At 72.6% G+C, this 22,462-nt stretch carries 22 protein-coding genes and 1 tRNA gene; 10 read left to right on the forward strand and 13 right to left on the reverse strand.

The window, feature by feature from the left end; genetic code table 11:
• Positions 1–51: 51 nt before the first annotated feature.
• Both ACZ68P_RS18735 and ACZ68P_RS18740 read right to left on the reverse strand, forming a co-directional pair.
• Positions 52–2,073: a calcium-binding protein gene (locus ACZ68P_RS18735; protein ID WP_471007411.1), complete on the reverse strand. Its 2,022-nt coding sequence runs from the start codon at positions 2,071–2,073 to the stop codon at positions 52–54.
• 281 nt (positions 2,074–2,354) lie between these two features.
• Positions 2,355–2,651, reverse strand: coding sequence for a hypothetical protein (locus tag ACZ68P_RS18740; protein WP_471007413.1), 297 nt, complete (start codon positions 2,649–2,651; stop codon positions 2,355–2,357).
• Positions 2,652–2,796: 145 nt separating this feature from the next.
• Here ACZ68P_RS18740 and ACZ68P_RS18745 point away from each other — a divergent pair, with 145 nt between their 5' ends.
• Positions 2,797–3,735 (forward strand): NADP-dependent oxidoreductase, encoded by a 939-nt coding sequence (locus ACZ68P_RS18745; RefSeq protein WP_471007415.1) that lies wholly within the window; start codon positions 2,797–2,799, stop codon positions 3,733–3,735.
• Between the two features lie 160 nt (positions 3,736–3,895).
• Here the strand turns inward: ACZ68P_RS18745 and ACZ68P_RS18750 are convergent, their stop codons facing one another.
• Genes ACZ68P_RS18750 through ACZ68P_RS18760 form a run of 3 tightly spaced genes read right to left on the reverse strand, consistent with a single transcriptional unit; the run spans position 3,896 to position 5,151 of the window.
• Positions 3,896–4,234, reverse strand: a complete 339-nt coding sequence (locus ACZ68P_RS18750; RefSeq protein WP_365719165.1) for a DUF202 domain-containing protein — start codon at positions 4,232–4,234, stop codon at positions 3,896–3,898.
• The gene (locus ACZ68P_RS18755; protein ID WP_365719163.1) at positions 4,219–4,614 is read right to left on the reverse strand and encodes a YidH family protein; all 396 of its coding nucleotides are present in this window, start codon (positions 4,612–4,614) and stop codon (positions 4,219–4,221) included. The genes ACZ68P_RS18750 and ACZ68P_RS18755 overlap by 16 nt, the downstream gene beginning before the upstream one ends.
• 9 nt (positions 4,615–4,623) lie before the next feature.
• Positions 4,624–5,151 carry an NUDIX domain-containing protein gene (locus tag ACZ68P_RS18760; protein ID WP_471007417.1) on the reverse strand — a complete coding sequence of 176 codons (528 nt, stop codon included), beginning with the start codon at positions 5,149–5,151 and terminating at the stop codon, positions 4,624–4,626.
• Between the two features lie 185 nt (positions 5,152–5,336).
• Here ACZ68P_RS18760 and ACZ68P_RS18765 point away from each other — a divergent pair, with 185 nt between their 5' ends.
• On the forward strand, positions 5,337–6,992 hold the full coding sequence (locus tag ACZ68P_RS18765; RefSeq protein ID WP_471007419.1) for an FAD-binding dehydrogenase: 1,656 nt from the start codon (positions 5,337–5,339) through the stop codon (positions 6,990–6,992).
• 139 nt (positions 6,993–7,131) lie between these two features.
• On the opposite strand, the gene ACZ68P_RS18770 is transcribed toward ACZ68P_RS18765, so the two are convergent.
• The 3 genes from ACZ68P_RS18770 to ACZ68P_RS18780 all read right to left on the reverse strand — a co-directional run bounded on the left by ACZ68P_RS18770 (position 7,132) and on the right by ACZ68P_RS18780 (position 9,674).
• On the reverse strand, positions 7,132–7,563 hold the full coding sequence (locus ACZ68P_RS18770) for an ASCH domain-containing protein (protein WP_471007421.1): 432 nt from the start codon (positions 7,561–7,563) through the stop codon (positions 7,132–7,134).
• A 62-nt stretch (positions 7,564–7,625) separates the two neighbouring features.
• Positions 7,626–9,023 carry a GntP family permease gene (locus ACZ68P_RS18775; protein WP_471007423.1) on the reverse strand — a complete coding sequence of 466 codons (1,398 nt, stop codon included), beginning with the start codon at positions 9,021–9,023 and terminating at the stop codon, positions 7,626–7,628.
• Positions 9,024–9,149: 126 nt separating this feature from the next.
• Positions 9,150–9,674 (reverse strand): gluconokinase, encoded by a 525-nt coding sequence (locus ACZ68P_RS18780; RefSeq protein ID WP_471007426.1) that lies wholly within the window; start codon positions 9,672–9,674, stop codon positions 9,150–9,152.
• A gap of 137 nt (positions 9,675–9,811) precedes the next feature.
• Here ACZ68P_RS18780 and ACZ68P_RS18785 point away from each other — a divergent pair, with 137 nt between their 5' ends.
• The 4 genes from ACZ68P_RS18785 (at position 9,812) to ACZ68P_RS18800 (ending at position 14,049) form a co-directional block, all read left to right on the forward strand.
• Positions 9,812–10,513 (forward strand): FadR/GntR family transcriptional regulator, encoded by a 702-nt coding sequence (locus ACZ68P_RS18785; RefSeq protein ID WP_471007428.1) that lies wholly within the window; start codon positions 9,812–9,814, stop codon positions 10,511–10,513.
• A 224-nt stretch (positions 10,514–10,737) separates the two neighbouring features.
• Positions 10,738–12,216 carry an amino acid permease gene (locus ACZ68P_RS18790; RefSeq protein ID WP_471007430.1) on the forward strand — a complete coding sequence of 493 codons (1,479 nt, stop codon included), beginning with the start codon at positions 10,738–10,740 and terminating at the stop codon, positions 12,214–12,216.
• A 118-nt stretch (positions 12,217–12,334) separates the two neighbouring features.
• Positions 12,335–13,420, forward strand: coding sequence for an S-(hydroxymethyl)mycothiol dehydrogenase (locus tag ACZ68P_RS18795; protein WP_471007433.1), 1,086 nt, complete (start codon positions 12,335–12,337; stop codon positions 13,418–13,420).
• Positions 13,420–14,049, forward strand: a complete 630-nt coding sequence (locus tag ACZ68P_RS18800) for an MBL fold metallo-hydrolase (protein ID WP_471007435.1) — start codon at positions 13,420–13,422, stop codon at positions 14,047–14,049. Before ACZ68P_RS18795 ends, ACZ68P_RS18800 begins: the two co-directional genes overlap by 1 nt.
• Here the strand turns inward: ACZ68P_RS18800 and ACZ68P_RS18805 are convergent.
• A complete protein-coding gene (locus ACZ68P_RS18805) occupies positions 14,033–14,977 on the reverse strand; it encodes a pseudouridine synthase (RefSeq protein ID WP_471007438.1) in 945 nt (314 codons plus the stop codon). The two genes, ACZ68P_RS18800 and ACZ68P_RS18805, sit on opposite strands and share 17 nt — an antisense overlap.
• 51 nt (positions 14,978–15,028) lie before the next feature.
• Positions 15,029–15,116: transfer RNA gene (locus ACZ68P_RS18810), tRNA-Leu, on the reverse strand.
• A 219-nt stretch (positions 15,117–15,335) separates the two neighbouring features.
• On the opposite strand from ACZ68P_RS18810, the gene ACZ68P_RS18815 reads away from it, so the two are divergent.
• The 3 genes from ACZ68P_RS18815 (at position 15,336) to ACZ68P_RS18825 (ending at position 18,005) form a co-directional block, all read left to right on the forward strand.
• Entirely contained in the window at positions 15,336–16,670 is a 1,335-nt protein-coding gene (locus tag ACZ68P_RS18815; protein WP_471007441.1) for a M20/M25/M40 family metallo-hydrolase, read from the forward strand.
• Positions 16,671–16,830: 160 nt separating this feature from the next.
• Positions 16,831–17,064 carry a chaplin ChpH gene (gene chpH / locus ACZ68P_RS18820; protein WP_365719140.1) on the forward strand — a complete coding sequence of 78 codons (234 nt, stop codon included), beginning with the start codon at positions 16,831–16,833 and terminating at the stop codon, positions 17,062–17,064.
• A 158-nt stretch (positions 17,065–17,222) separates the two neighbouring features.
• Positions 17,223–18,005 carry a chaplin gene (locus tag ACZ68P_RS18825; RefSeq protein ID WP_471007444.1) on the forward strand — a complete coding sequence of 261 codons (783 nt, stop codon included), beginning with the start codon at positions 17,223–17,225 and terminating at the stop codon, positions 18,003–18,005.
• Positions 18,006–18,094: 89 nt separating this feature from the next.
• Here the strand turns inward: ACZ68P_RS18825 and ACZ68P_RS18830 are convergent, their stop codons facing one another.
• A complete protein-coding gene (locus ACZ68P_RS18830) occupies positions 18,095–18,283 on the reverse strand; it encodes a DUF5703 family protein (protein WP_005319466.1) in 189 nt (62 codons plus the stop codon).
• A 47-nt stretch (positions 18,284–18,330) separates the two neighbouring features.
• Here ACZ68P_RS18830 and ACZ68P_RS18835 point away from each other — a divergent pair, with 47 nt between their 5' ends.
• Complete coding sequence (locus ACZ68P_RS18835) at positions 18,331–18,978, forward strand: hypothetical protein (RefSeq protein WP_471007446.1); 648 nt, start codon at positions 18,331–18,333, stop codon at positions 18,976–18,978.
• 136 nt (positions 18,979–19,114) lie between these two features.
• On the opposite strand, the gene ACZ68P_RS18840 is transcribed toward ACZ68P_RS18835, so the two are convergent.
• Positions 19,115–21,418 carry a helix-hairpin-helix domain-containing protein gene (locus tag ACZ68P_RS18840; RefSeq protein ID WP_471007447.1) on the reverse strand — a complete coding sequence of 768 codons (2,304 nt, stop codon included), beginning with the start codon at positions 21,416–21,418 and terminating at the stop codon, positions 19,115–19,117.
• Positions 21,415–22,401, reverse strand: a complete 987-nt coding sequence (locus ACZ68P_RS18845; RefSeq protein ID WP_471007450.1) for an aldo/keto reductase — start codon at positions 22,399–22,401, stop codon at positions 21,415–21,417. Before ACZ68P_RS18845 ends, ACZ68P_RS18840 begins: the two co-directional genes overlap by 4 nt.
• Positions 22,402–22,462 lie beyond the last annotated feature (61 nt).

A 22,462-nucleotide genomic window follows, 5' to 3' on the forward strand; every position in this document is an offset into this window, starting at 1 on the left:
CCCGGGTGCGGGCCGGCCCCTCCGTGACACGGCGACGAGCGGCAGGCACCCTCAGGGGCAGCTGATGCGGGTGTCGCCCGCGTCCGTCGTGCAGGTGTCGGTGTTCGGGCCGCCGTTGGCCGTGTCGTTGCCGGACACGCTGTCCACGGTGTTGAGCCGGTCGGTGCCGTAGGAGCCGGTCAGGCCGTCGTTCCCACTGCCGCCGTACAGGGTGTCGTTGCCGTTGCCGCCGTCGACGCTATCGTTGCCGACATCGCCGTAGAGGGTGTCGTTGCCGTTCCCCCCGCGGATGGTGTCGTTGCCCCCGAGGCCGCAGATCACGTCGTTGGCGCCCGAGCCGACGAGCGTCTCGCCCGCGCTGGTGCCGATGATCGTGCAGCCCCGGTTGTTGTTCACGGTCGTCGTCGTGGTGGCGGTGTCGTTCGCCGGGACCGGGTCGTCCTCCGTCGCGTCGACCGTGGCCCGCTGGGTGAGGGTGCCGGTGGACCGGGGTTCCACGGTCACGGCGACCATCGCGGTCCCGCCCGGGAGCAGCGAGCCGAGCGTGCAGTGCGCGCTGGTGAAGGTGCGGGTGCAGCTACCGCTGGAGGTCGTGGCCGACACCACCGTCGCACCGGCTCCGGAGACGGTGTCGGACAGGGTGACGCCGGTCGCCGACGCGCCGGATCCGGAGGAGTTGGTCACCCGCACGGTGTAGGTGATCCGGTCGCCGAGGGTGAGCTGGGCCGTCCCGGACGTCGTCACCGAGAGGTCGGCCTGTGCGGGCGGCGGGGCGGTGCCGCCGCCTTCGTAGCGGGCCAGCGCGAAGTCGGCGTCCGGCCCGCCCGCACCGGCGGCGACGATCCTGCCGTCGGACTGCAGGACCACCCCGCGCGCCCGGTCGGAGCCGCCGAAGTCGGTGGTCACCATGCCGTCGCCGCCGAAGGAGGTGTCCGGGCCGCCGTTCGGCTGGTGACGGAGGACGGCGAAGTCGCCGCCGGGACCGTTGCTTCCGACGAGGACGATCCTGCCGTCGGACGGCAGCACCATGTCGGCGACGGGAGCCGGGAGGTTCACCCTGCCGTCGCCGTCGAAGCCCGTGTCGAGAGCGCCGTTGGCCAGGTACCGGGCCATCGAGTCGCCGCCGGCGGCGACGATCCTGCCGTCGGGCTGGACGGCCAGCGCCTCCACGGTCTCGTAGTCGCCGAAATCGGTCCGCACGATGCCGTCGCCGTCGAAGGTCGTGTCCAGGCTGCCGTCGGGGAGGTAGCGGATCAGGGCGAAGTCGAAGCGGGTCGTGCCGACCTCGCCACCGGCGACGACCTTGCCGTCGGGCTGCAACGCCAGGGTCCGGCCCGAGCCCCCCTCCTCGCCCGAGCCCGGGGCGGGGTCGGTGGTCACCTCGCCGTCGCCGCCGAAGGAGGTGTCCGGGCTGCCGTCGGCGTTGAACTGGGCCAGCGCGAAGGTGCCGCCCGAGACGCCCAGGGCGAGGATCCTGCCGTCGGGCCGCACGACCACCTCGTAGGCCTCGTTCGGACCGCTGCCGAAGTCGGTGGTGACGATGCCGTCGCCGCCGAACGTGGCGTCCAGGGTGCCGTCCTCGTTGTACCGGACCACCGTGAACCAGCAGCAGTTCTCGTACTCGATCCAGCTGCTTCCCACGACCACGACCTTCCGGTCGGGCTGCACCGCGACCCCGTAGGCGTCGTCCCACATGCCGGTACCGGAGATGTCGGTGGTCACCCGCCCGTCGCCGCCGAAGGTGGTGTCCGGGCTGCCGTCGGGGAGGTAGCGGGCCACCGCGAAGTCACCGGCGGTGTCGTCGGCGGTCGAGCCGGCGACGACGAGCCGGCCGTCGGGGGCCGACGCCATCTCGTTGCCGCTGTCGGCACCGCCGAAGCCGGTCAGCACCCTGCCGTCGCCGCTGAAGGCCGGGTCCAGGTCGCCCGGGGCCGCCATCGCCGTGCCGGGCAGGGTCAGGAGGAGCGCCAGACAGGCGATCGCCACGGCACCGGCCCGGCCCGCCCGTGACCGCCGGCGCCGGGCCGCGAACCGGCGGTACGCCGTCCGCGGCCGAGATGTGAACAGGGGCATGTCGACCTCTCCGTCTCTCATCGGGCCTGCCCTCGATCCCACGCGGAGCGGGCAGCGAGCGAGCGACACTCTCCCGCCGGTCCGGCGCGGCGCCCTCCGCGACCGGCCCGTTGCTGCGCTCACTGGTCCCCGGGGTCCACCCCCGTGAGTGACAACGTGCCGATCACCTGACAAACCGTCATCCGGCGCGTCACCGGACCGAGTTCGGCCGAGTGGGTCGCGGCGCGATCGACAGGACGCCCCCTACGGGTCCGGGCCGGCCGGACCCGGCCCGGAAGGGTTCAGTGGTCGTCCCAGTGCCCGTCGTGCGAGGCGTGCCGGTGCCCGTCGTGGAGGTAGTCCAGGTGATCACCGTGGATCACCGACGTGTGCCCGCACTCCGGGCCGTGCTCGTGGGTGTGCCCGTCGTGCGCGAGGTGCTCCGTCCGCTCGCACTCGTCCCAGTGGCCGGAGTGCTCGCGGTGCAGATGCCCGTCGTGCGCGTAGTCCACGTGGTCCTCGTGGTCGACGGCGGGATGGCCGCAGGCGGGCCCGTGGGTGTGCTCGTGCGTCGGGTGCTCGTGATGGAGAACGGTCATGACATCGCCTCTGTGAGGGTGCGGCGGACGGCACCAGGCTAGTCCCGTATGCCCGGGTCATCCCGGTTCCGTGCGGGGGTGTCGGGTCGCTCCGCCGGGGGCGTCCGGCTTGCGGGGGGCCTGGGCCGCCTCGAAGGTTCGGGGTATGAAGGCGATCAGCTACAGCCGGTACGGCGGACCCGAGGTGCTCGAGTACGGCGAGCGGCCCGACCCGAAGGTCGGTCCCGACGACGTCCTCGTCAAGGTGCGGGCCGCCGCCGTGAACCCGGTGGACTGGAAGGCCCAGGCCGGGTACCTGGACGGCATGCTGGACACCGTCTTCCCCGTCATCCCGGGCTGGGACGTGTCCGGGGTCGTCGTCCAGCCCGGTGTCTCCGTCGTCGAGTTCGCCGTCGGCGACGAGGTCATGGGCTACGTCCGCGAGGACTTCCTCGCCCACGGCACGTTCGCCGAGTACGTCGCCGCCCCGGTCCGCACCCTCGCCCGCAAACCCCGCACCGTGGGGTACGAGGAATCCGCCGCCCTGCCCCTGGTCGGACTCACCGCCTACCAGGTACTCCACCGGGCGCTCGCCGTCCGCTCCGGCGAGACGGTCCTCGTGCACGCGGCCGCCGGCGGGGTCGGCTCCATGGCCGTCCAGATCGCCCGGCACCTCGGCTGCCGGGTCATCGGCGCGGCGCGCGAGTCGGGCCAGGACCGCATCAGGGAACTGGGCGCCGAGCCGGTGCTCTACGACGAGGGCACCTTCGCCGCCCAGGTCCGCGCCCTCGCCCCCGACGGCGTGGACGCGGCCGTCGACACCATCGGCGGCGCCTTCCTCAAGATCACCCCGCACGTCCTGGCCCCCGAGGGGCGCCTGGCCTCCATCGCCGACGGCGAGGTCATCGGCCTCGGCGGCCGCTACTTCTGGGTCCGCCCCGACGCCGACGACCTCGCCGCGCTCGCCGGACTGGTCGACGAGGGGGCCCTGTCGGTACAGGTCGCGAAGTCGTTCCCGCTGGAGCAGGCGGCCGACGCCCAGCGCGCCAACGCGGAGGGCGGCCTGAACGGCAAGGTGGTGGTCACGGTGGAGTGGCCCGACTGACGGCCGCACGGCCCGTCGGGCGCCCGGGCGTCGTCCCCGTTCCGCCGTACGCCGGCTCCCACTCCGCCGTGCGCTCGCCTTAGCGCCTCGGTCCGCCCGCCTCGACCGCCCCCGGCCCACGGGGCTCGGCCGGCCCGCTCCCGTTCCGCCGTGACACGCCCTAGAGCACCACCGCGACGGCGAACCCCGCCAGCGCGACCGCGCACCCCGCCGCCAGCAGGGCGCCCCGGCGGGAGAGTGCTCCGGGCCGGGGCGCGTCCAGGGACCGGATACGGCGGTGGGCGACGGCCAGGAAGCCGAGCCAGACCAGGGCCGACAGCGCCATGCCCACCAGCCCCTCCGCCGTGATCTCGTCGTCGATCCCCGCCCTCACGGCGAGCACCGCGACGACCGTGCAGGCCAGTGTCGTACGGCGCCACGCCAGCCGGGTCCGCTCGGGCTGCAGCCCCGGATCCCTGGCCTCGGTCACCCGGGCCGCCCGGTTCACCGCCCGGCCCACCCGAAGACGATGAGCACCACCATGGCGAGCGCCACGAGGGCCACCGCGAGACCGAGCACCGTCGGGAACCTCGACACCGGCAGATCCTCACCGCGTCGCATCGCCCGCTCGCACCGCACCCAGTGGTTCACCGCCCGCAGGGCGCACAGCACCCCCGCGGCGAGCAGGGCGAGCGCCAGCCCGACCCGCACCCCCCAGCGCAGGTCTGGCAGGAACTGATCGACGGCGAACCCGCCGCCGACGAGCGCGAGCGAGGTCCGGATCCACGCCAGGAAGGTCCGCTCGTTGGCCAGCGAGAAGCGGTAGTCGGGGGTGTCCCCTTCCTCCCTGATCCGCTGGGGCGCGAACCACAGGCGCAGGCTCTGTACGAAGTCGCTCACCCGCGCACCCTATCCGCCGCCACGCGGCCCGCCCGGCGCGCGCAGCCGGTGGTACGCGGCGAGCCCGTCGGGCACCCACTCCCACTCCGACAGGCGCCGCTCCAGTTCTGCGTCGGTGAGGAAGCCGTACCAGGCCACCTCCTCCACCTGGGGCTTCACCGGCAGCGTGCACCGGACCTCGTAGACCGCCGACCACCACTTCCCGGCCACGCCCCCGGAGTCGTACAGGAAGCGCAGCACGGGCTCGGGCCGGGGGAGCCCGCGCACCCCCAGCTCCTCCTCGGCCTCGCGCAGTGCGGCCGCGTCGTAGGACTCGCCCGCGCCGACCACCCCGCCGACGAACATGTCGTACAGCGAGGGGAAGACCAGCTTGGTCGGGGTCCTGCGGTGGACGAAGGTCCGGCCTTCGGCGTCCCGGACCCGGATGAAGGCGCAGCGGTGGATCAGGCCCCGGGCGTACACCTCGCCGCGCGGGGCCCGCCCGACCACCCGGTCGTGCTCGTCGACGACGTCGAGTACCTCGTCCTCGGGGCTCATGACGCCATCCAACCAGCCCCGTCGGCACGGGACGTACGCGACCTCGCCGGAGCGGCAGGGCAGGCCCGTGCACGCCGCCCGGGGCCCGTCATCACCGCGTCGAACACCCCGCCTCGGGACATCGGAAGAGGCCGAACCGTCCCGGACGGTTGACTGGATACATCGGTGTATCCAAGATTCGGTCCATGTCGTACGACGCTGATGTGATCGTGATCGGAGCCGGCCTCGCCGGGCTCGTGGCCACCGCCGAACTGGTCGAGGCCGGGCGGAGCGTGATCCTGCTCGACCAGGAACCCGAACAGTCCCTCGGCGGACAGGCCCACTGGTCCTTCGGCGGGCTCTTCCTCGTCGACTCCCCCGAGCAGCGCCGGATGCGCATCAAGGACAGCCACGACCTGGCCCTCCAGGACTGGCTGGGCACCGCGGGCTTCGACCGCGAGGAGGACCACTGGCCGAGGAAGTGGGCGGAGGCGTACGTCGACTTCGCGGCCGGCGAGAAGCGGTCCTGGCTCCACGCGCGCGGGGTGCGCTTCTTCCCCGTCGTCGGCTGGGCCGAGCGCGGCGGGTACGGCGCGATCGGCCACGGCAACTCGGTGCCCCGCTTCCACATCACCTGGGGCACCGGTCCCGGACTCGTCGCGCCCTTCGAACGCCGGGTCCGCGAGGGCGTCGCCACCGGCCGCGTCCGGTTCCGCTTCCGCCACCGCGTGACCGGTCTCGGCCGCACGGCCGGCGCCGTGGACACGGTCAGCGGCGAGATCCTGGAACCCTCGGACGCCGTACGCGGCACGGCCAGCAGCCGGGAGGCCACCGGCGCCTTCTCCTACCGCGCCCAGGCGGTGATCGTCACCTCGGGCGGCATCGGCGGCAACCACGACCTCGTCCGCGCGCAGTGGCCCGAGCGGCTCGGCACCCCTCCCGCGAAGCTGCTCTCCGGAGTCCCGGCCCATGTCGACGGGCTGATGCTCGGCATCGCGGAAGACGCGGGGGCCCACCACATCAACCGGGACCGGATGTGGCACTACACCGAGGGCATCGAGAACTGGAACCCGATCTGGGCCCGCCACGGCATCCGCATCCTGCCGGGGCCCTCCTCGCTCTGGCTGGACGCGCGCGGCCGCCGGCTGCCCGTCCCCCTCTTCCCCGGCTTCGACACCCTCGGCACGCTCGAACACATCACGCGCACCGGGTACGACCACACCTGGTTCGTCCTCGACCAGCGGATCATCGGCAAGGAGTTCGCTCTCTCCGGCTCCGAGCAGAACCCCGACCTGACCGGCAAGTCGATCCGCGACGTCATCGGCCGCGCTCGGGCGGACGTCCCCGGCCCGGTGAAGGCGTTCATGGACAAGGGGGTGGACTTCGTCGTCGAGAACGACCTGTCCGCGCTCGTCCGGGGCATGAACGCGCTCACCGGCGAACCGCTCGTCGACGAGGCGGAACTGCGCCGCGAGATCACCGCCCGCGACCGCGAGGTCGCCAACCCCTTCACCAAGGACCTCCAGATCACGGCGATCCGGGGCGCCCGGACGTACCTGGGCGACAAGCTGATCCGCACCGCCGCCCCGCACCGCATCCTCGACCCCAAGGCCGGCCCGCTGATCGCCGTACGACTGAACATCCTCACCCGCAAGTCGCTCGGCGGCCTGGAGACCGACCTCTCCTCACGGGTCCTGACGGAGGGCGGCGAACCCCTCCCCGGCCTGTACGCGGCGGGCGAGGCGGCCGGCTTCGGCGGCGGAGGCGTGCACGGCTACCGCTCCCTGGAGGGCACCTTCCTCGGCGGCTGCGTCTTCTCGGGCCGCGCGGCGGGCCGGGCGGCGGCGCAGGCGGTCATCTGACGGGCGTCCGGCCGGTCCGCCGGCACCGGACCGACCAGGGCAGCCGGCCCGCGAGGGCCTCCGGAACCGGACGCGGCGGCCGGACCGGGCCGTCGTCGGGCGGGGCGGTCGTCGGGCGGGGACGCCGGACCGGCCGGTCTCAAGACGGCGGGAGCGCCTCCACGACCCGGAACCGCTCCGCCACCACGAGCGTCGTGTCGTCCACCGTGAAGTCCGGGTCGCCCAGCGCCTCCCGCATCTCCTCCGAGTGCCAGAACCGCTCGTGGTCGGCCCGCCACGCGGCCACCGACGTGTGACCCTCGCCCTCGTCGCGCGCGTGCCGGAGGCCGACCTCGCCGAGCGGCAGCACCCGTACCCCGGTCACCTCCACCACCGCGACCGCGCGCCCGTCCGAGTCGATGAGCGCCGAGCGCTCGCCGACCTCGGGCAGCTCCTCGTTCTCGGCTTCCCACTCGGCGAGCAGGCCGGTGGTGGAGACCTTCTCCCCGGTGAGCACCGCGGCGACGAGTCGGTCGCGCAGCGGCCCGGGGTAGGCGAGCAGGAACGGCTTGAGCGCGTGAGGGCCGGTCATGGCCGACAGTCTGTCAGCCATGACCGGCCCTCGCCGCGAGTTCCGCAGGCCCGCCGGACCGCCTACAACACCAGGGACAGCAGCAGGACGAAGACGATGCCGACCACCGAGATGATGGTCTCCATCACCGACCAGGTCTTGATCGTCTGACCGACGGTCATCCCGAAGTACTCCTTCACCAGCCAGAACCCGGCGTCGTTCACATGGCTGAAGAAGAGCGAACCGGCGCCGATCGCCAGCACCAGAAGGGCCGTCTCGCTCGTGCCCATGCCCTCGGCGAGCGGGGCCACCAGGCCGGCGGCGGAGATCGTCGCCACCGTCGCCGAGCCGGTGGCGAGACGGATCGCCACCGCGATCAGCCAGCCGAGCAGCAGGGCGGGGATCGACCAGTTCTCGGAGAAGTCCAGGATCATCTGGCCCACGCCGACGTCGATCAGGGTCTGCTTGAAGCCGCCGCCGGCGCCGACGATCAGCAGCACGCCCGCGATCGGGGCGAGGGACTTCTCGACGGTCGTGGAGAGCCGCTGCCGGGTGAAGCCGGCCGCCCGCCCCAGCGTGAACATCCCGACCAGAACGGCCGCGAGCAGGGCGATCAGCGGCGATCCGATGACGTCGGTGACCTTCTGCACCGGGTGGTCCGGGTCGTCCACGACGATGTCGACCAGCGCCTTGACCAGCATCAGGGCGACGGGCAGCAGCACGGTCGAGACCGTGGCGACGAAGCCGGGACGCTTCTCCAGGTCCTCCGAGGGACGGCTGGGGATCATGTTCTCGGGGGCCGGGATGTCCACCCAGCGGGCGGCGTACCGCGAGAAGAGCGGACCGGCGATGATCACGGTGGGTATGGCGACCAGCACGCCCAGGGCGAGCGTGACGCCGAGGTCGGCGCCGAGCGCGTCGATGGCGACCAGCGGGCCGGGGTGCGGCGGGATCAGCCCGTGCATCACCGACAGGCCGGCCAGCGCCGGGATGCCGATCCGCATGAGCGAGTAGTTGCCGCGCTTGGCGACCAGCAGGACCACCGGGATCAGCAGCACGATGCCGACCTCGAAGAAGAGCGGCAGGCCGATGACGGAGGCGATGAGCACCATCGCCCACGGCATGGCCCGGCCGCTCGCCTTGGCGAGGATCGTGTCGACGATCTGGTCCGCGCCGCCGGAGTCGGCGAGCAGCTTGCCGAGGATCGCGCCGAGCGCGATCAGCACCCCCACGCCGGCCACGGTCTTGCCGAGGCCCGAGGTGAAGGAGTCCATGGTCGCCGCGAGCGGCGCCCCGGCGAACGCGCCCAGGGCCAGCGAGCCGATGGTCAGCGCCAGGAAGGCGTGGAGCTTGAATTTGGTGATGAGCAGGACGATGACGGCGATGCCCGCGAGCACGGCGATGCCGAGCTGGGCGTTGCCGGCCGAGGTGATCGGCTCGACGGCGTCCGCTGCCAGCGTCTCGACGCTGAGACTGGTCACGGTGGTTCCTTAGGGGACGGGGGGCGGGGGGGGCGTGCGCGCGCGGCACGGGGGAGTGTTCCGGGGACGCGCGGTGCCCGGCGTACGGGGAGGGAACTGCTCGAGCGGGACGGTGCCGGCCCGGCGTCAGGGGGTGATGCGGCGCAGCGCGGTCACGGCGCGCGCGGCGATCTCCTGGGGGGAGCCGGAGACGTCGACGGCGACACCGGCCTCGTCGTCCCCCAGCGGCTGCAGGGTGGCGAACTGCGAGTCGAGCAGCGCGGTCGGCATGAAGTGACCCTTGCGCTCGGCCATCCGCCTCTCGATCAGCTCGCGGTCGCCGGTCAGATGGAGGAAGACCACGCCCGGTGCGGCCGCCCGTAGCCGGTCGCGGTAGATCCGCTTCAGCGCGGAGCTGCTCACCACGCCGCCCCGTCCGGCTCTGCCGTGCGCCCAGCGTCCGATCGCGTCGAGCCAGGGACCGCGGTCCTCGTCGTCGAGCGGGACGCCGGCCGACATCTTGGCGACGTTCGCCGCCGGGTGGAAGTCGTCGCCCTCGGCGTAGGGGACGCCGAGCGCCTCGGCGACCAGCGGACCGATGGTGGTCTTGCCGGTGCCCGCGACGCCCATCACGACGACGACCGGAGGTGCCGTCAGGGGGGTGCTGCTCATGCGTGGTGCCTCGCTGTCTTCTTCGACATCGATTCCGTCGCGCTTATGAAACCCATTGGGTACGACGTATTCAAGAGTCTGTGACATAAAAGTCATACTTTTCGATCGATGATCGCCCCGCCGCATAGGCTGACCCCATGACGACACCGGCCGCGGGGCTCCACTCGCACGTGCTGGCCACGCTGGGCCTCGCGATCACCGCGGGGGAGTACCCGCCCGGCAGCGTGCTGCGCACCGACGAACTGGCGCAGCGCTTCGACGTCTCCCGGACCGTGGTCCGCGAGGTCGTGCGCGTCCTGGAGTCCATGCACCTGGTCGAGTCCCGGCGGCGCGTCGGCGTGACCGTCCTGCCGACCGCCCAGTGGAACGTCTACGACCCCCAGGTCATCCGCTGGCGCCTGGCCGGTGCCGACCGCCCCCGCCAGCTGCGCTCGCTCACCGTCCTGCGCTCCGCCGTGGAGCCGGTCGCGGCCGGCCTCGCGGCTCTCCACGCCACTCCCGCGCAGTGCCGCGAGCTGACCGAGCAGGCGCTCGGCATGGTCGCCACCTCGCGCGGCCGGCAGCTGGAGGCCTACCTCGTCCACGACGTCGCCTTCCACCGGGTCGTCCTCGAGGCCTCCGGCAACGAGATGTTCGCCCGGCTTGGCGACGTGGTCGCCGAGGTGCTCACCGGCCGCACCCACCACCAGGTGATGTTCGAGGACCCGGACCCGGCCGCCGTCACCCTCCACGTCCAGGTCGCCGAGGCGGTACGGGAGCGGGACGCGGCCCGCGCCGAGGAGCTGACCCGCCAGATCGCCGTCGGCGCACTCAAGGAGCTGGACGTCCTCGCGCCGTGACTCCGGCGTCCTCGCGCCCTGAAGGGGAGCAACCACCCGTTCCCACCCCGTACACCCCCGCGCAAGCTCAGAAGTAGCTCAAAAATGGGCGTTCAGTGACATTGGCCACTGTCAGGAGCCCCGTCTTGCCGTGACGATGTGCGCTGGCCGCGCCGTGGACGACCTCCACGCGCGCGTGGCCGGGTACCGCACAGACCCTCCCCCTCACGAAGGCGAACAACTCCATGAGTGACCGCATCTCCCCTGCGGCCGACACGCTGTCCGCCACACCCCCGGCGGCCCGGCCCTCCGGGGCCGGGGCATCCCCCCACGTCGACGCCGGTGACGCCGGGTACCGCAAGGACCTGAAGTCCCGGCACATCAACATGATCGCCATCGGCGGCGCCATCGGCACCGGCCTCTTCCTCGGCGCCGGCGGCCGCATGGCCAACGCCGGGCCGTCCCTCTTCATCGCCTACGCCGTCTGCGGCGTCTTCGCCTTCTTCGTGGTGCGGGCCCTCGGCGAGCTGGTCCTCTACCGCCCCTCCTCCGGAGCCTTCGTCTCCTACGCCCGTGAGTTCATGGGCGAGAAGGGCGCCTACACCGCCGGCTGGCTGTACTTCCTGAACTGGTCGACCACCGCCATCGCGGACATCACCGCGGCCGCCACCTACGCCCACTTCTGGGCCATGTTCAGCGACGTCCCGCAGTGGATCCTGGCGCTGATCGCCCTCGCGGTCGTCCTCGCGGCGAACCTCATCTCGGTGAAGTACTTCGGCGAGATGGAGTTCTGGTTCGCGATCATCAAGGTCGGCGCCCTCGTCGCCTTCATGCTGATCGGCATCTTCCTGGTGGCGACCTCGCACGAGGTCGGCGGCCACACCCCCGGCCTGTCCACCATCACGGACAACGGCGGCATCTTCCCGAGCGGCGTCATGCCGATGCTGCTGCTGATCCAGGGTGTCGTCTTCGCGTACGCCTCCGTCGAGCTGTGCGGCGTCGCCGCCGGCGAGACCGAGAACCCCGAGAAGATCATGCCGCGAGCGATCAACTCGATCATGTGGCGCGTCGGCCTGTTCTACGTCGGTTCCGTCGTCCTCCTCGCGCTGCTCCTGCCGTACACCGCCTACTCCGGCGACCAGAGCCCCTTCGTCACGGTCTTCGACAAGCTGGGCATCCCCGGCGCCGCCGGTGTGATGAACCTGGTCGTCCTCACCGCCGCGCTCTCCAGCCTGAACTCCGGCCTCTACTCGACCGGCCGGATCCTGCGCTCCATGTCGCTGTCGGGCTCCGCGCCCAAGTTCACCGGCGTCATGAACAAGGGCGGCGTGCCCTACGGCGGCATCCTGCTCACCGCCGGCTTCGGCGTCCTCGGCGTCGTGCTCAACTTCGTGATGCCCGGCGACGCCTTCGAACTGGTGCTGAACTTCGCCTCCATCGGCATCATCGGCACCTGGGCCATGATCATGGTCTGCTCGCTGCTCTTCTGGCACCGCTCCAAGGACGGCCGGGTCACCCGCCCCGGCTACCAGCTGCCCTGGGCGCCGTACACCCAGCTCGTCACGCTGGTCTTCCTCGGCTCCGTCCTGGTCCTGATGTGGATGGACGGCGGCATCAGCCGCACCACCGTGAACTGCCTCCCGCTGATCGGGCTCCTGCTCGTCGGCGGCTGGTTCCTGGTCCGGGGACGCGTCCGCGCGACCGAGGCGTCCCACAAGGGCTGACCTCCGTACGGACACACGGAGAAACGGCGAGGCCCCCGCGGGCACGATCTGCGGGGGTCTCGCCGTTTGTCAGGAGATAGTGGTAGCCAAGAGGCTTACCGAGGAAGGGAAGTGCACGATGGCGCAGCAGGTCCAGGGGGTCGTCGCCCCCGGCCGGAACGAGCCCGTACGGGTGGAGACGATCGTCATCCCCGATCCCGGCCCCGGCGAGGCCGTGGTGCGGATCCAGGCCTGCGGGGTCTGCCACACCGACCTCCACTACAAGCAGGGCGGCATCAACGACGACTTCCCCTTCCTCCTCGGCCACGAGGCCGCGGGCGTCGTCGAATCGGTCGGAGCCGGCGTCACCGACGTGGCCCCCGGCGACTTCGTGATCCTCAACTGGCGGGCGGTGTGCGGCGCCTGCCGGGCCTGTCTGCGCGGTCGCCCGCAGTACTGCTTCGACACCCACAACGCCCGGCAGAGGATGACGCTGACCGACGGCACGGAGCTCTCACCGGCCCTCGGCATCGGCGCCTTCGCCGAGAAGACCCTCGTCGCCGCCGGACAGTGCACCAAGGTCGACCCGTCCGTCGCCCCCGAGGTCGCCGGACTCCTCGGCTGCGGCGTCATGGCCGGCATCGGCGCCGCCATCAACACCGGGAACGTCGGCCGCGGCGACACCGTCGCCGTCATCGGCTGCGGCGGCGTCGGCGACGCGGCGATCGTGGGCTCCCGCCTCGCCGGAGCGGCGAGGATCATCGCCGTCGACATCGACGACCGGAAGCTGGAGACCGCCCGCTCGATGGGCGCCACCCACACGGTCAACTCCCGCTCCACCGACCCCGTCGAGGCCGTCCGCGAGCTCACCGGCGGCTTCGGCGTCGATGTCGTCATCGAGGCCGTCGGCCGCCCCGAGACGTACAAGCAGGCGTTCTACGCCCGCGACCTCGCGGGCACCGTCGTCCTCGTCGGCGTCCCCACCCCCGAGATGCGGCTCGACCTGCCGCTCCTGGACGTCTTCGGCCGTGGCGGCGCCCTCAAGTCGTCCTGGTACGGCGACTGCCTGCCCTCCCGCGACTTCCCGATGCTCGTCGACCTGCACCAGCAGGGCCGCGTCGACCTCGGCGCGTTCGTCACCGAGACGATCGGCCTCGGCGACGTCGAGAAGGCCTTCGCCCGCATGCACGAGGGCGACGTCCTGCGCTCGGTGGTGGTCCTCTGATGGCCACCCGCATCGACCACCTGGTCACCTCCGGCACCTTCTCGCTCGACGGCGGCACCTGGGACGTCGACAACAACGTCTGGATCGTCGGGGACGACACGGAGGCGATCGTCATCGACGCCGCCCACGACGCCCCCGCCATCCTCGCCGCCCTCGACGGCCGCACCCTCCGCGCGATCGTCTGCACCCACGCGCACAACGATCACATCGACGCCGCCCCGGCCCTCGCCGCCGCCACCGGCGCCCGGATCCTGCTCCACCCGGACGACCAGCCGCTGTGGAAGCAGACCCACCCCGACCACACCCCCGACGGCGAGCTCGCCGACGGTCAGACCCTGACCATCGCGGGCACCGACCTGAAGGTCCTGCACACCCCCGGGCACGCCCCCGGAGCGGTCTGTCTGTACGCCCCCGACCTGCACACCGTCTTCACCGGCGACACCCTCTTCCAGGGGGGCCCGGGCGCGACGGGACGGTCCTTCTCCGACTTCCCCACCATCGTCGACTCGATCCGCGACCGTCTCCTCACCCTTCCCCCGGAGACGGTCGTACGGACCGGGCACGGCGACACCACGACCATCGGCGCCGAAGCCCCGCACCTGGAGGAGTGGATCAGCCGGGGCCACTGAGGCCGCCGAGCCCGGCGAGGGCCAGCCGGCTCTCGAACCGCAGCTCGACGCCCGAGACCGGGTCGGTGAACTCCAGCGTCCGCGCGAGCAGTTGCAGTGGCCGCGTGTAGTCCTCCGGCCCGTCCGCACGCACCACCGGATAGACCGGATCGTGCAGGATCGGCAGCCCCAGGGCGTTCATGTGCACCCGCAGCTGATGGGTGCGCCCGGTGGCCGGCAGCAGCCGGTAGCGCCCGGACCCGCCCCTCCGCTCCACCAGCTCGATCCGGCTCTCGCTGTTCGGCTCGCCCGGCTCCTCCCGGGCGGCCATCACCCCGCGCTTCTTCACGATCCGGCTCCGTACCGTCACCGGTAGGGCGACCGCCGGATCGTACGGTGCCACCGCCTCGTACTCCTTGCGCACCCGCCGGTCCCGGAACAGCGTCTGGTACGCGCCCCGGTCACCGGGGCGTACGACGAAGAGGACCAGGCCGGCCGTCAGCCGGTCGAGCCGGTGGGCGGGCTGGAGCTCCGGGAGCCCCAGATCGCGGCGCAGCCGAGCCAGCGCCGTCTCGGTCACATGCCGTCCGCGGGGCATCGTCGCCAGGAAGTGCGGCTTGTCGGCGACCACGATCCGCTCGTCCCGGTACACCACCCCGACCCTGAACGGCACCGGCTCCTCCGCCGGGAAGTCCCGGTGGAACCAGACGCACCGGCCCGCGGCGTACGGCTCCCGCCCGGTCACCGGGCCGTCCGACGCCACGAAACGGCCGTCCCGGAGCATCTCCTCGACGCGGCCGGCGCCGATCGCGCCCCCGAAGCGGTCCCGCAGATGATCGCCGACGGTGGCCCAGCGGCCGTCCGGATCCACCGGCAGCCGCACCCGCGCCGGATCGATCCCCTCCCGCTGCGGCAACGGCGCCGTGGGGATCCTCGTTCTGCGTCTCACCGGTCCCACCGCCGTAACGAGAAAGACCCCACATGATGTGGGGTCTTTCGCTGGTGTCCGAGGGGGGACTTGAACCCCCACGCCCGATAAAGGGCACTAGCACCTCAAGCTAGCGCGTCTGCCATTCCGCCACCCGGACAAGGTGTCTGTCTTTCCGGCCGCTGGGCCGTTCCGACGTGGAAAACCATAGCAAACATTCGGAGTGGCCGATCACCACCCCTTCCCGGCGCGAAACGCGTACGGGGCGTGTGACGGGCGCGTGTCCGTCGGGGGCCGCCCTTGGGTGCCCGGGGCCGGGCGCGGGAGGATGAGGGGGACCACCAGCAACCATGTGGGGCACGTAGTGGGAGGAAGCAGCGTGAGCGAGTCGAACACGGCCCGGAGTGGGAACGGCGTGACCGCCGAGAACGAGGTCGTCGACCTCTGTCGCGACCTCATCCGCATCGACACCAGCAACTACGGCGACCACTCCGGCCCGGGCGAACGGGCGGCGGCGGAGTACATCGCCGAGAAGCTCGCCGAGGTCGGTCTCGAGCCGAAGATCATCGAGTCGCACAAGGGGCGGGCCTCCACCGTCGCCCGGATCGAGGGTGAGGACCCGTCCCGGCCGGCCCTCCTCATCCACGGCCACACGGACGTGGTGCCGGCCAACGCGGACGACTGGACGCACCACCCCTTCTCCGGCGAGATCGCCGACGGCTGCGTCTGGGGCCGGGGCGCCGTCGACATGAAGGACATGGACGCGATGACCCTCGCGGTCGTGCGGGACCGGATGCGCAGCGGCCGCAAGCCGCCGCGCGACATCGTCCTCGCGTTCCTGGCCGACGAGGAGGCCGGCGGCACCTACGGCGCCCGCCACCTGGTCGACCACCACCGGGACCTCTTCGACGGGGTGACCGAGGCCGTCGGCGAGGTCGGCGGCTTCTCCTTCACCGTCAACGAGAACCTGCGGCTCTACCTCGTCGAGACGGCCCAGAAGGGCATGCACTGGATGCGGCTGACCGTCGAGGGCACGGCCGGGCACGGCTCGATGACCAACAACGACAACGCCATCACCGAGCTGTGCGAGGCCGTCGGCCGCCTGGGCCGCCACCAGTGGCCGGTGAGGATGACGAAGACCGTACGGTCCTTCCTGGACGAGCTGTCGGACGCGCTCGGCACCCCGCTCGACCCCGAGGACATGGAGGCCACGCTCGCCAAGCTGGGCGGCATCGCCAAGATGATCGGCGCCACCCTGCGCAACTCCGCCGCCCCGACCATGCTCGGCGCCGGGTACAAGGTCAACGTCATCCCGGGGCAGGCCACCGCGCACGTCGACGGGCGGTTCCTGCCCGGTTACGAGGAGGAGTTCCTGGCCGACCTGGACCGGATCCTCGGCCCGCGCGTGCGGCGCGAGGACGTCCACGGCGACAAGGCCCTGGAGACCAGCTTCGACGGCGACCTCGTCGACGCCATGCAGCTGGCCCTCAAGGCGGAGGACCCGATCGCCCGGGCCGTGCCGTACATGCTCTCCGGCGGCACCGACGCCAAGTCCTTCGACGACCTCGGCATCCGCTGCTTCGGCTTCGCACCGCTCAAGCTGCCCCCGGAGCTCGACTTCGCCGGCATGTTCCACGGCGTCGACGAGCGCGTCCCGGTCGACGGCCTCACTTTCGGCGCCCGGGTCCTCGACCGGTTCATCGACGCCTCGTGACCGAGGTGGCCGGATCGACATGGCTCGAACGTCATTCGGCCGCACGTGCTAAGTGACCGGAAAGGGTGAATGCGCTCATAGGCTCGTAGCCCCAATGGGTCCTCCTCGTTACAGGTGGTGCGGTCCGCGGTTGGGACCGCATTGCCAACAAGGAGGAATAATGATCAAGAAGGTCGTCGCTGCTGCGGCTGCCACGGGCGGTCTCGTTCTCGCGGGTGCGGGCATGGCCGTTGCCGACTCGGGTGCCCAGGGTGCCGCCATCGGTTCCCCCGGTCTGCTCTCGGGCAACGTCGTCCAGGTGCCGGTTCACGTCCCCGTGAACGTGTGCGGCAACACGGTCTCCGTGATCGGGCTGCTGAACCCCGCCTTCGGCAACACCTGCGTCAACGCCTGACGTTGAGCCTCGACCCCCACAGGGTCTGAGCCCCAGGCCGGCCCCGGAGTGCGTGCCATGCACTCCGGGGCCGGTGGGCATTTCCGGCCCCGGGCGCCGCGCCCGCGGGCCTCTTGTCAGCCGAGCAGGCAGAAGCCGAAAAGGCAGGGAACACACCTATGCGACAGGTCACGCGCAAAGGCCTGATCACCGTTGCGGCCGCGGGCGGGGTCATCGCCCTCGGCGGCGGTTACGCGCACGCGGATTCCGGTGCGAGCGGTACGGCCTCCAATTCCCCGGGCATCGCGTCCGGCAATTCCGTCCAGGTGCCGGTGCACGCTCCGGTGAACATCTGCGGGAACACCGTCAGTGTCGTCGGGCTGATCAATCCGACGTTCGGCAATTCATGCGCCAACGTCTCCAAGCCGGGCCCGACGGGCCGGCATCGCGGTGCCTCGGCCGAGGGCGGCGCCGCCAACTCACCCGGAATCGCCTCCGGCAACGTCGTGCAGGCTCCGATCCACGTCCCCGTGAACGTCTGCGGGAACAGCATCACGGGCATCGGCGCCATCAACCCGTCGTTCGGCAACGAGTGCGGCAACGGCATCGAGCCGACGCACCCGGGCCACCCCGGGGAGCCGGGCAACCCGGGGGAACCGGGCAACCCCGGAAACCCTGGTCCGGACAACCCCGGCAACCCCGGGAACCCGGACAATCCGGGAAACCCCGGGAACCCGGACAACCCCGGGACGCCGGGAAACCCGGGTGACGACGGCGGGCCCGCCGGTCCCGGCGCTCCGCAGTGGCCGAACACGCCCGGTACACAGACCGTCACGCAGCCGGGCGCCACGGAAGAGCTCGCCGAGACCGGGTCCGGCCCGCTTGGGCTGATCGTCCCGGCCGGCGCCGCCCTGCTCCTCGCCGGCTCCGTGATCTACCGCCGCGCCCGCCAGTCCGCCTAGGGAATCGCAGCCAGGGCGAGATAGGCCGGAACCGGCCGAGGTGGCCGTACGGAACGAGGGGGCCCCGCACGGCGGGGCCCCTTGTCATGTCACCAGGTGGCGCGGACCTGACGGATGATGCGCCGCCGCAGCCGTACCCTGCGACTGCCGTCGCGGTGCAGGCTCAGACGGTCCAACTCCCAGTGTCCGTACTCGGCATGGTCGGTCAACAGCCGCGTCGCCTCCTTGCGGGAGACGCCACGCGGCACGTACACGTCGACAAATTCGTATTCCGGCATCGCATCTATTGTGCGGGCACGGGCCCGCTACGGATAGCGTGCGTCTCATGTCTGATGCTGCGCAGCCCACCGCTGCCGAGGTACGTGCCGCCGCCGAGGCGGTCAAAGCCGCACTGGACCGTCACCTCGCGGCGGTCGAACGCCGCACGGGGGACGACGACCCGGCCGTCTACGAAGCCTTCAACGCCCTCGCCGCGGCGGCCGAGGCCTACGACGAGCGGCTCTACGACCGGTACGACGAGGTCACCCCCTTCGAGATCCCAGGCGCCGACGACTCCCTGCCGCCGTACGCCGGACCCGAGGAGCCGCACGCCCTGAGCGTGCTGATCCGGCGCGACTACGCCGTGGTGGAGCCGCAGCGGCTGATCGCCCAGGCCCAGCGCATCGCCGATCTGGAGAGCGAGGAGGAGGGCTCGGCGATGCCCCCCGTGGTCGCCGCGGGCACCCACGCGGCGCTCGGGCTGCTCTTCGGCGAGTTCGAACCGGACGAAATCGCCTCACGGCACAAGGAGTTCGGCCTGGAGGAGGGCGACTCCACCCTCTGGGTGTCGGCCGCCGAGGACCTGCCGGAGCCGGGGGACTGGCTGAGCGCCCCCTTCGAGCACGCCGATCCCGAGCGGATCGTCTGCCGCTTCGACGTCAGCGCGGTCTTCGACGACGAACCGGACGACGACCTGAGGCACCAGAAGGCCTGACGCACCCGCGAGGGGCCTGACGCACCGCGAGAGGGCGGACCACCCGGCGCGGGGTGGTCCGCCCTTCGTCGTTCCGGGGCCGTCCGGGCGTCACCCGTCGGAGGCCGGCACGGGGACGGGACCCGTCGGGCGCCGCCTACTCCTCGACGTCCGCCAGCAGGGCCTCGAGGAGCGGCCGGAGGCGGGTCGTCCGGTCCGGCGGTACGCCCTCGGCGACCGCCTTCGGCAGGGCCTGGTCCACGCCGTGGACGACCGACAGATGCCGCTCGGCGCGACCGAAGGCGGTATAGACCCAGGCCCGGCTCAGACCCTGGGCCGCGTCGCCCGGCAGGACCACGACCGCGGCGGGCCAGCGCGAGCCGGCCGCCTGGTGGGCGGTGAGCGCCCAGCCGTGCCGCAGCTCCGACTCGACCCGCTCCTTCGGTACGACGAGGCTCTCGCCGCTCTCCGACGTCAGACGCAGCCCCTCCGCGTCCGCCGAGACGACCGTGCCCGCGACCGTCCGGCCCGGAGCCGGCACATAGGCCACCCGATCGCCCGGGTCGAATCCGCCGAAGCGCCCGGGGCCCGGGTTGAGCCGCTGCTTCAGGGCCGCGTTCAGCGCACGGGTCCCCGCCGATCCGCCGTGGCCCACCGAAATGACCTGCGTCTGCTCGGGCGGCACCCCGATCGCCCGCGGAACGGAGTCGGCGACCAGCTGCACCGTGCGGTGGACCGCCTCGCCCGCGTCCCGGACGGGGACGATCACCACTTCCTTGCCCGGGGCCTCGACCTGCAGGAGCTCGCCGATGCCGATGCCCGAGACCAGCTCGCCGAGGGGGCCCGGGTCGGGAACCCGGGAGGCGACCTGCGGGCACACGCGGGACGCCAGGACATCGGGGAACACCCTGCCGGCGCCCGCGCCACCGAGGACGCCCGGGTCGCCGCTGAGAACCAGCCGGCAGCCGTCCCTCAGGGACTCCACCAGCATCGCGCCGCTCTCGACGTCCAGCTGCGGAGCGTCCAGGACGACGAGCAGGTCCAGGGCGAGCGCGCCCTCCTCGTCGCGCCCGGGCCCCGCCTCGCCCGAGAGCAGAGCGGCGACCGTGACCGCGTCACCGTCGAGGCGATGGCGGCCGTTCTCGCTGTGCGTGGCGACCGCGACGCGCAGCCCTCGCTCGCGGGCGGCGCCGGCGAGTGCGACGGCCTCGGCGCGGGACGCCTCGCCGCCGGTGTGCAGGACCAGACCGTGCGCCCCGGCGGCGCGGACCAGATCGGGTCCCTCCCAGACCTCTCCGGAGACGGTCCGGACCAGCCGGGCCAGGCCGTCGGCGAGGCTCTCCTCGGCGAGGGCGTACCGGTCGAGTCCCAGCAGCACGGGCGCGGGAGCGCCCGGCGCCTCCTCGGGCGTCGCCGGCTCCTCCTCGTCCGGCTGCTCGTCGTCGGGGTGCGCCGGCTCCGCCTCCTCCTCCTGGAAGACGAGGACCGCGCCCTCGAAGATCGCCTCCTGGACCGCCCCGTCCGGGTCGGGCAGGGAGAGCTTCGCGAGTTCGGCCTTGACGTGCGCGGCCTCCAGAGCCGTGTGTCCCTGGGTCGCGGCACGTTCGAGCAGCCAGACGACGAGGGCGACGGCCCGCCGGGAGTCGCCAGGACCGCACTCCGCGCCGAGCAGGGCCCGCGCGAAGCCGTCGGCGTGCTCGGGGCGCACGCCGGGCACCGAGAGCAGTCGCCAGGGGTCGTCCAGCAACGCCTGCGGGGCGCTCTCGCCGAGCACGCCGGCGACCTGACCGGCGAGAGTCTCGGGGGCTCCGCCCCGGGTCAGGACCTCCCGTACGGCCGCGACGGTCTCGGGGGCCGCCGCCGACTCCCGGGGCGCCGGGCGCACGGGCGCGGCCACCGGGGCCGGCGTGGCCGTGGCGGCGGGGGAGGGGCGCCGGGGCGCGGGCTCCGGCTCCTCGAAGAAGGCGGGGCCCGAGGTCGTCCCGCTCTCCACGGCGCGTACGGCGGCGAGCAGGTCGGCGGCCTTGCCGCTGAGCTTGGTGCCCGCGGCGATCGGCGCGTCCTTCTCCGCCTTGCGCTGCTCGATCCGGGCCCGCAGCTCCCGCTGCGCGGCCAGCTCGGCCTGCGCCTCGGAGACCTCGGCCGCCTTCGCCGCGGCCTCGGCCTCCGCCTCGGCGGAAGCCCCGACAGCCCCGGCCTCGCCCCCCTCGGCGGGCTCGGCCTCGTGAGCGGGCTCGGCCGCGTCGCCCGGATCGGTGCCGGGCTCGGCCTCGTCGCCTGCGTCGGCGGGGTTCGTGTCCCGGTCCGCCGTCGCGGTCATGTCCGTCGCACCGTCCGTCGTGCCGTCCCCCGCCCCGTCCGCCACGACCTCCGCGGCGGACGTCCCCGCGAGGGCGTCGTCGTTCTCGCCCGGCACGGGCTCGGCGGCCTCGGGAGGGGTCTCCCGGGAAGGCTCGGTCACAGGGTGCTCCAGTCCTGGTCCGGATAGCGGTGCACGGGCGCCGACACATCGTCGAGAGCCCGGCAGATCTCGTCAGGAAGACTAAGGGTCTCCACCGACAACGCGGCCGCGAGCTGCTGCGCGTTGCGCGCGCCGACGATCGGGGCGGTCACCCCCGGCCGGTCCCGCACCCACGCGAGGGCCACCTGCAACGGCGTCGCCGCGAGCCCGTCCGCGGCCGTCGCGACCGCGTCCACGATCCTGCGCGCCGGATCGTCCAGATACGGCTCCACGAACGGGGCCATCGTCTCCGAGCCGCCCCGGGAGTCCGTGGGCGTGCCGTGGCGGTACTTCCCCGTCAGGACACCGCGCCCCAGAGGCGAGGACGGCAGCAGGCCTATCCCCAGATCGAGGGCCGCAGGCAGCACCTCCCGCTCGACGCCCCGCTGCAGCAGCGAGTACTCCATCTGGGTCGCCGCGAGCCGGGTCCTGGCCGCGCCCGAGGCGCCGAGCTGCCAGGTGCCCGCCTTCGCCAGCTGCCAGCCGCAGAAGTTCGACACCCCGACATAGCGGGCCCGGCCGCTGCTCACCGCGATGTCGAGGGCCTGGAGGGACTCCTCCAGAGGGGTGTGGGGGTCGAAGGCGTGCAGCTGCCACAGATCGACGTGGTCGGTGCCCAGCCGCTCCAGGGAGGCGTCGAGCGCCGCCAGGAGATGACCGCGCGAGCCGTCCATCCGCCGGTCGGGGTCCGGCACGCTGCCGGCCTTCGTGGAGATGACCAGATCCCGGCGCGGCACCAGTCGCTCTATGAGCTGCCCGAGCAGGTACTCCGCCTCGCCGCCGCCGTACACGTCCGCGGTGTCGACCAGCGTGCCGCCCGCGTCCCAGAACGCCTTCAACTGGTCGGCGGCGTCGTGCTCGTCGGTGTCGCGGCCCCACGTGAGGGTGCCGAGCCCGATCCGGGACACGCGCAGGCCGGTACGTCCGAGATGCCTCTGCTCCATGGGCGCGAGATTACTGGCCATGGCCCCACGCGGAGAGAGCCTGTGGACAACCTCCTCCTGA

The sequence above is a fragment of the Streptomyces sp. NPDC036822 genome, from assembly GCF_055609145.1.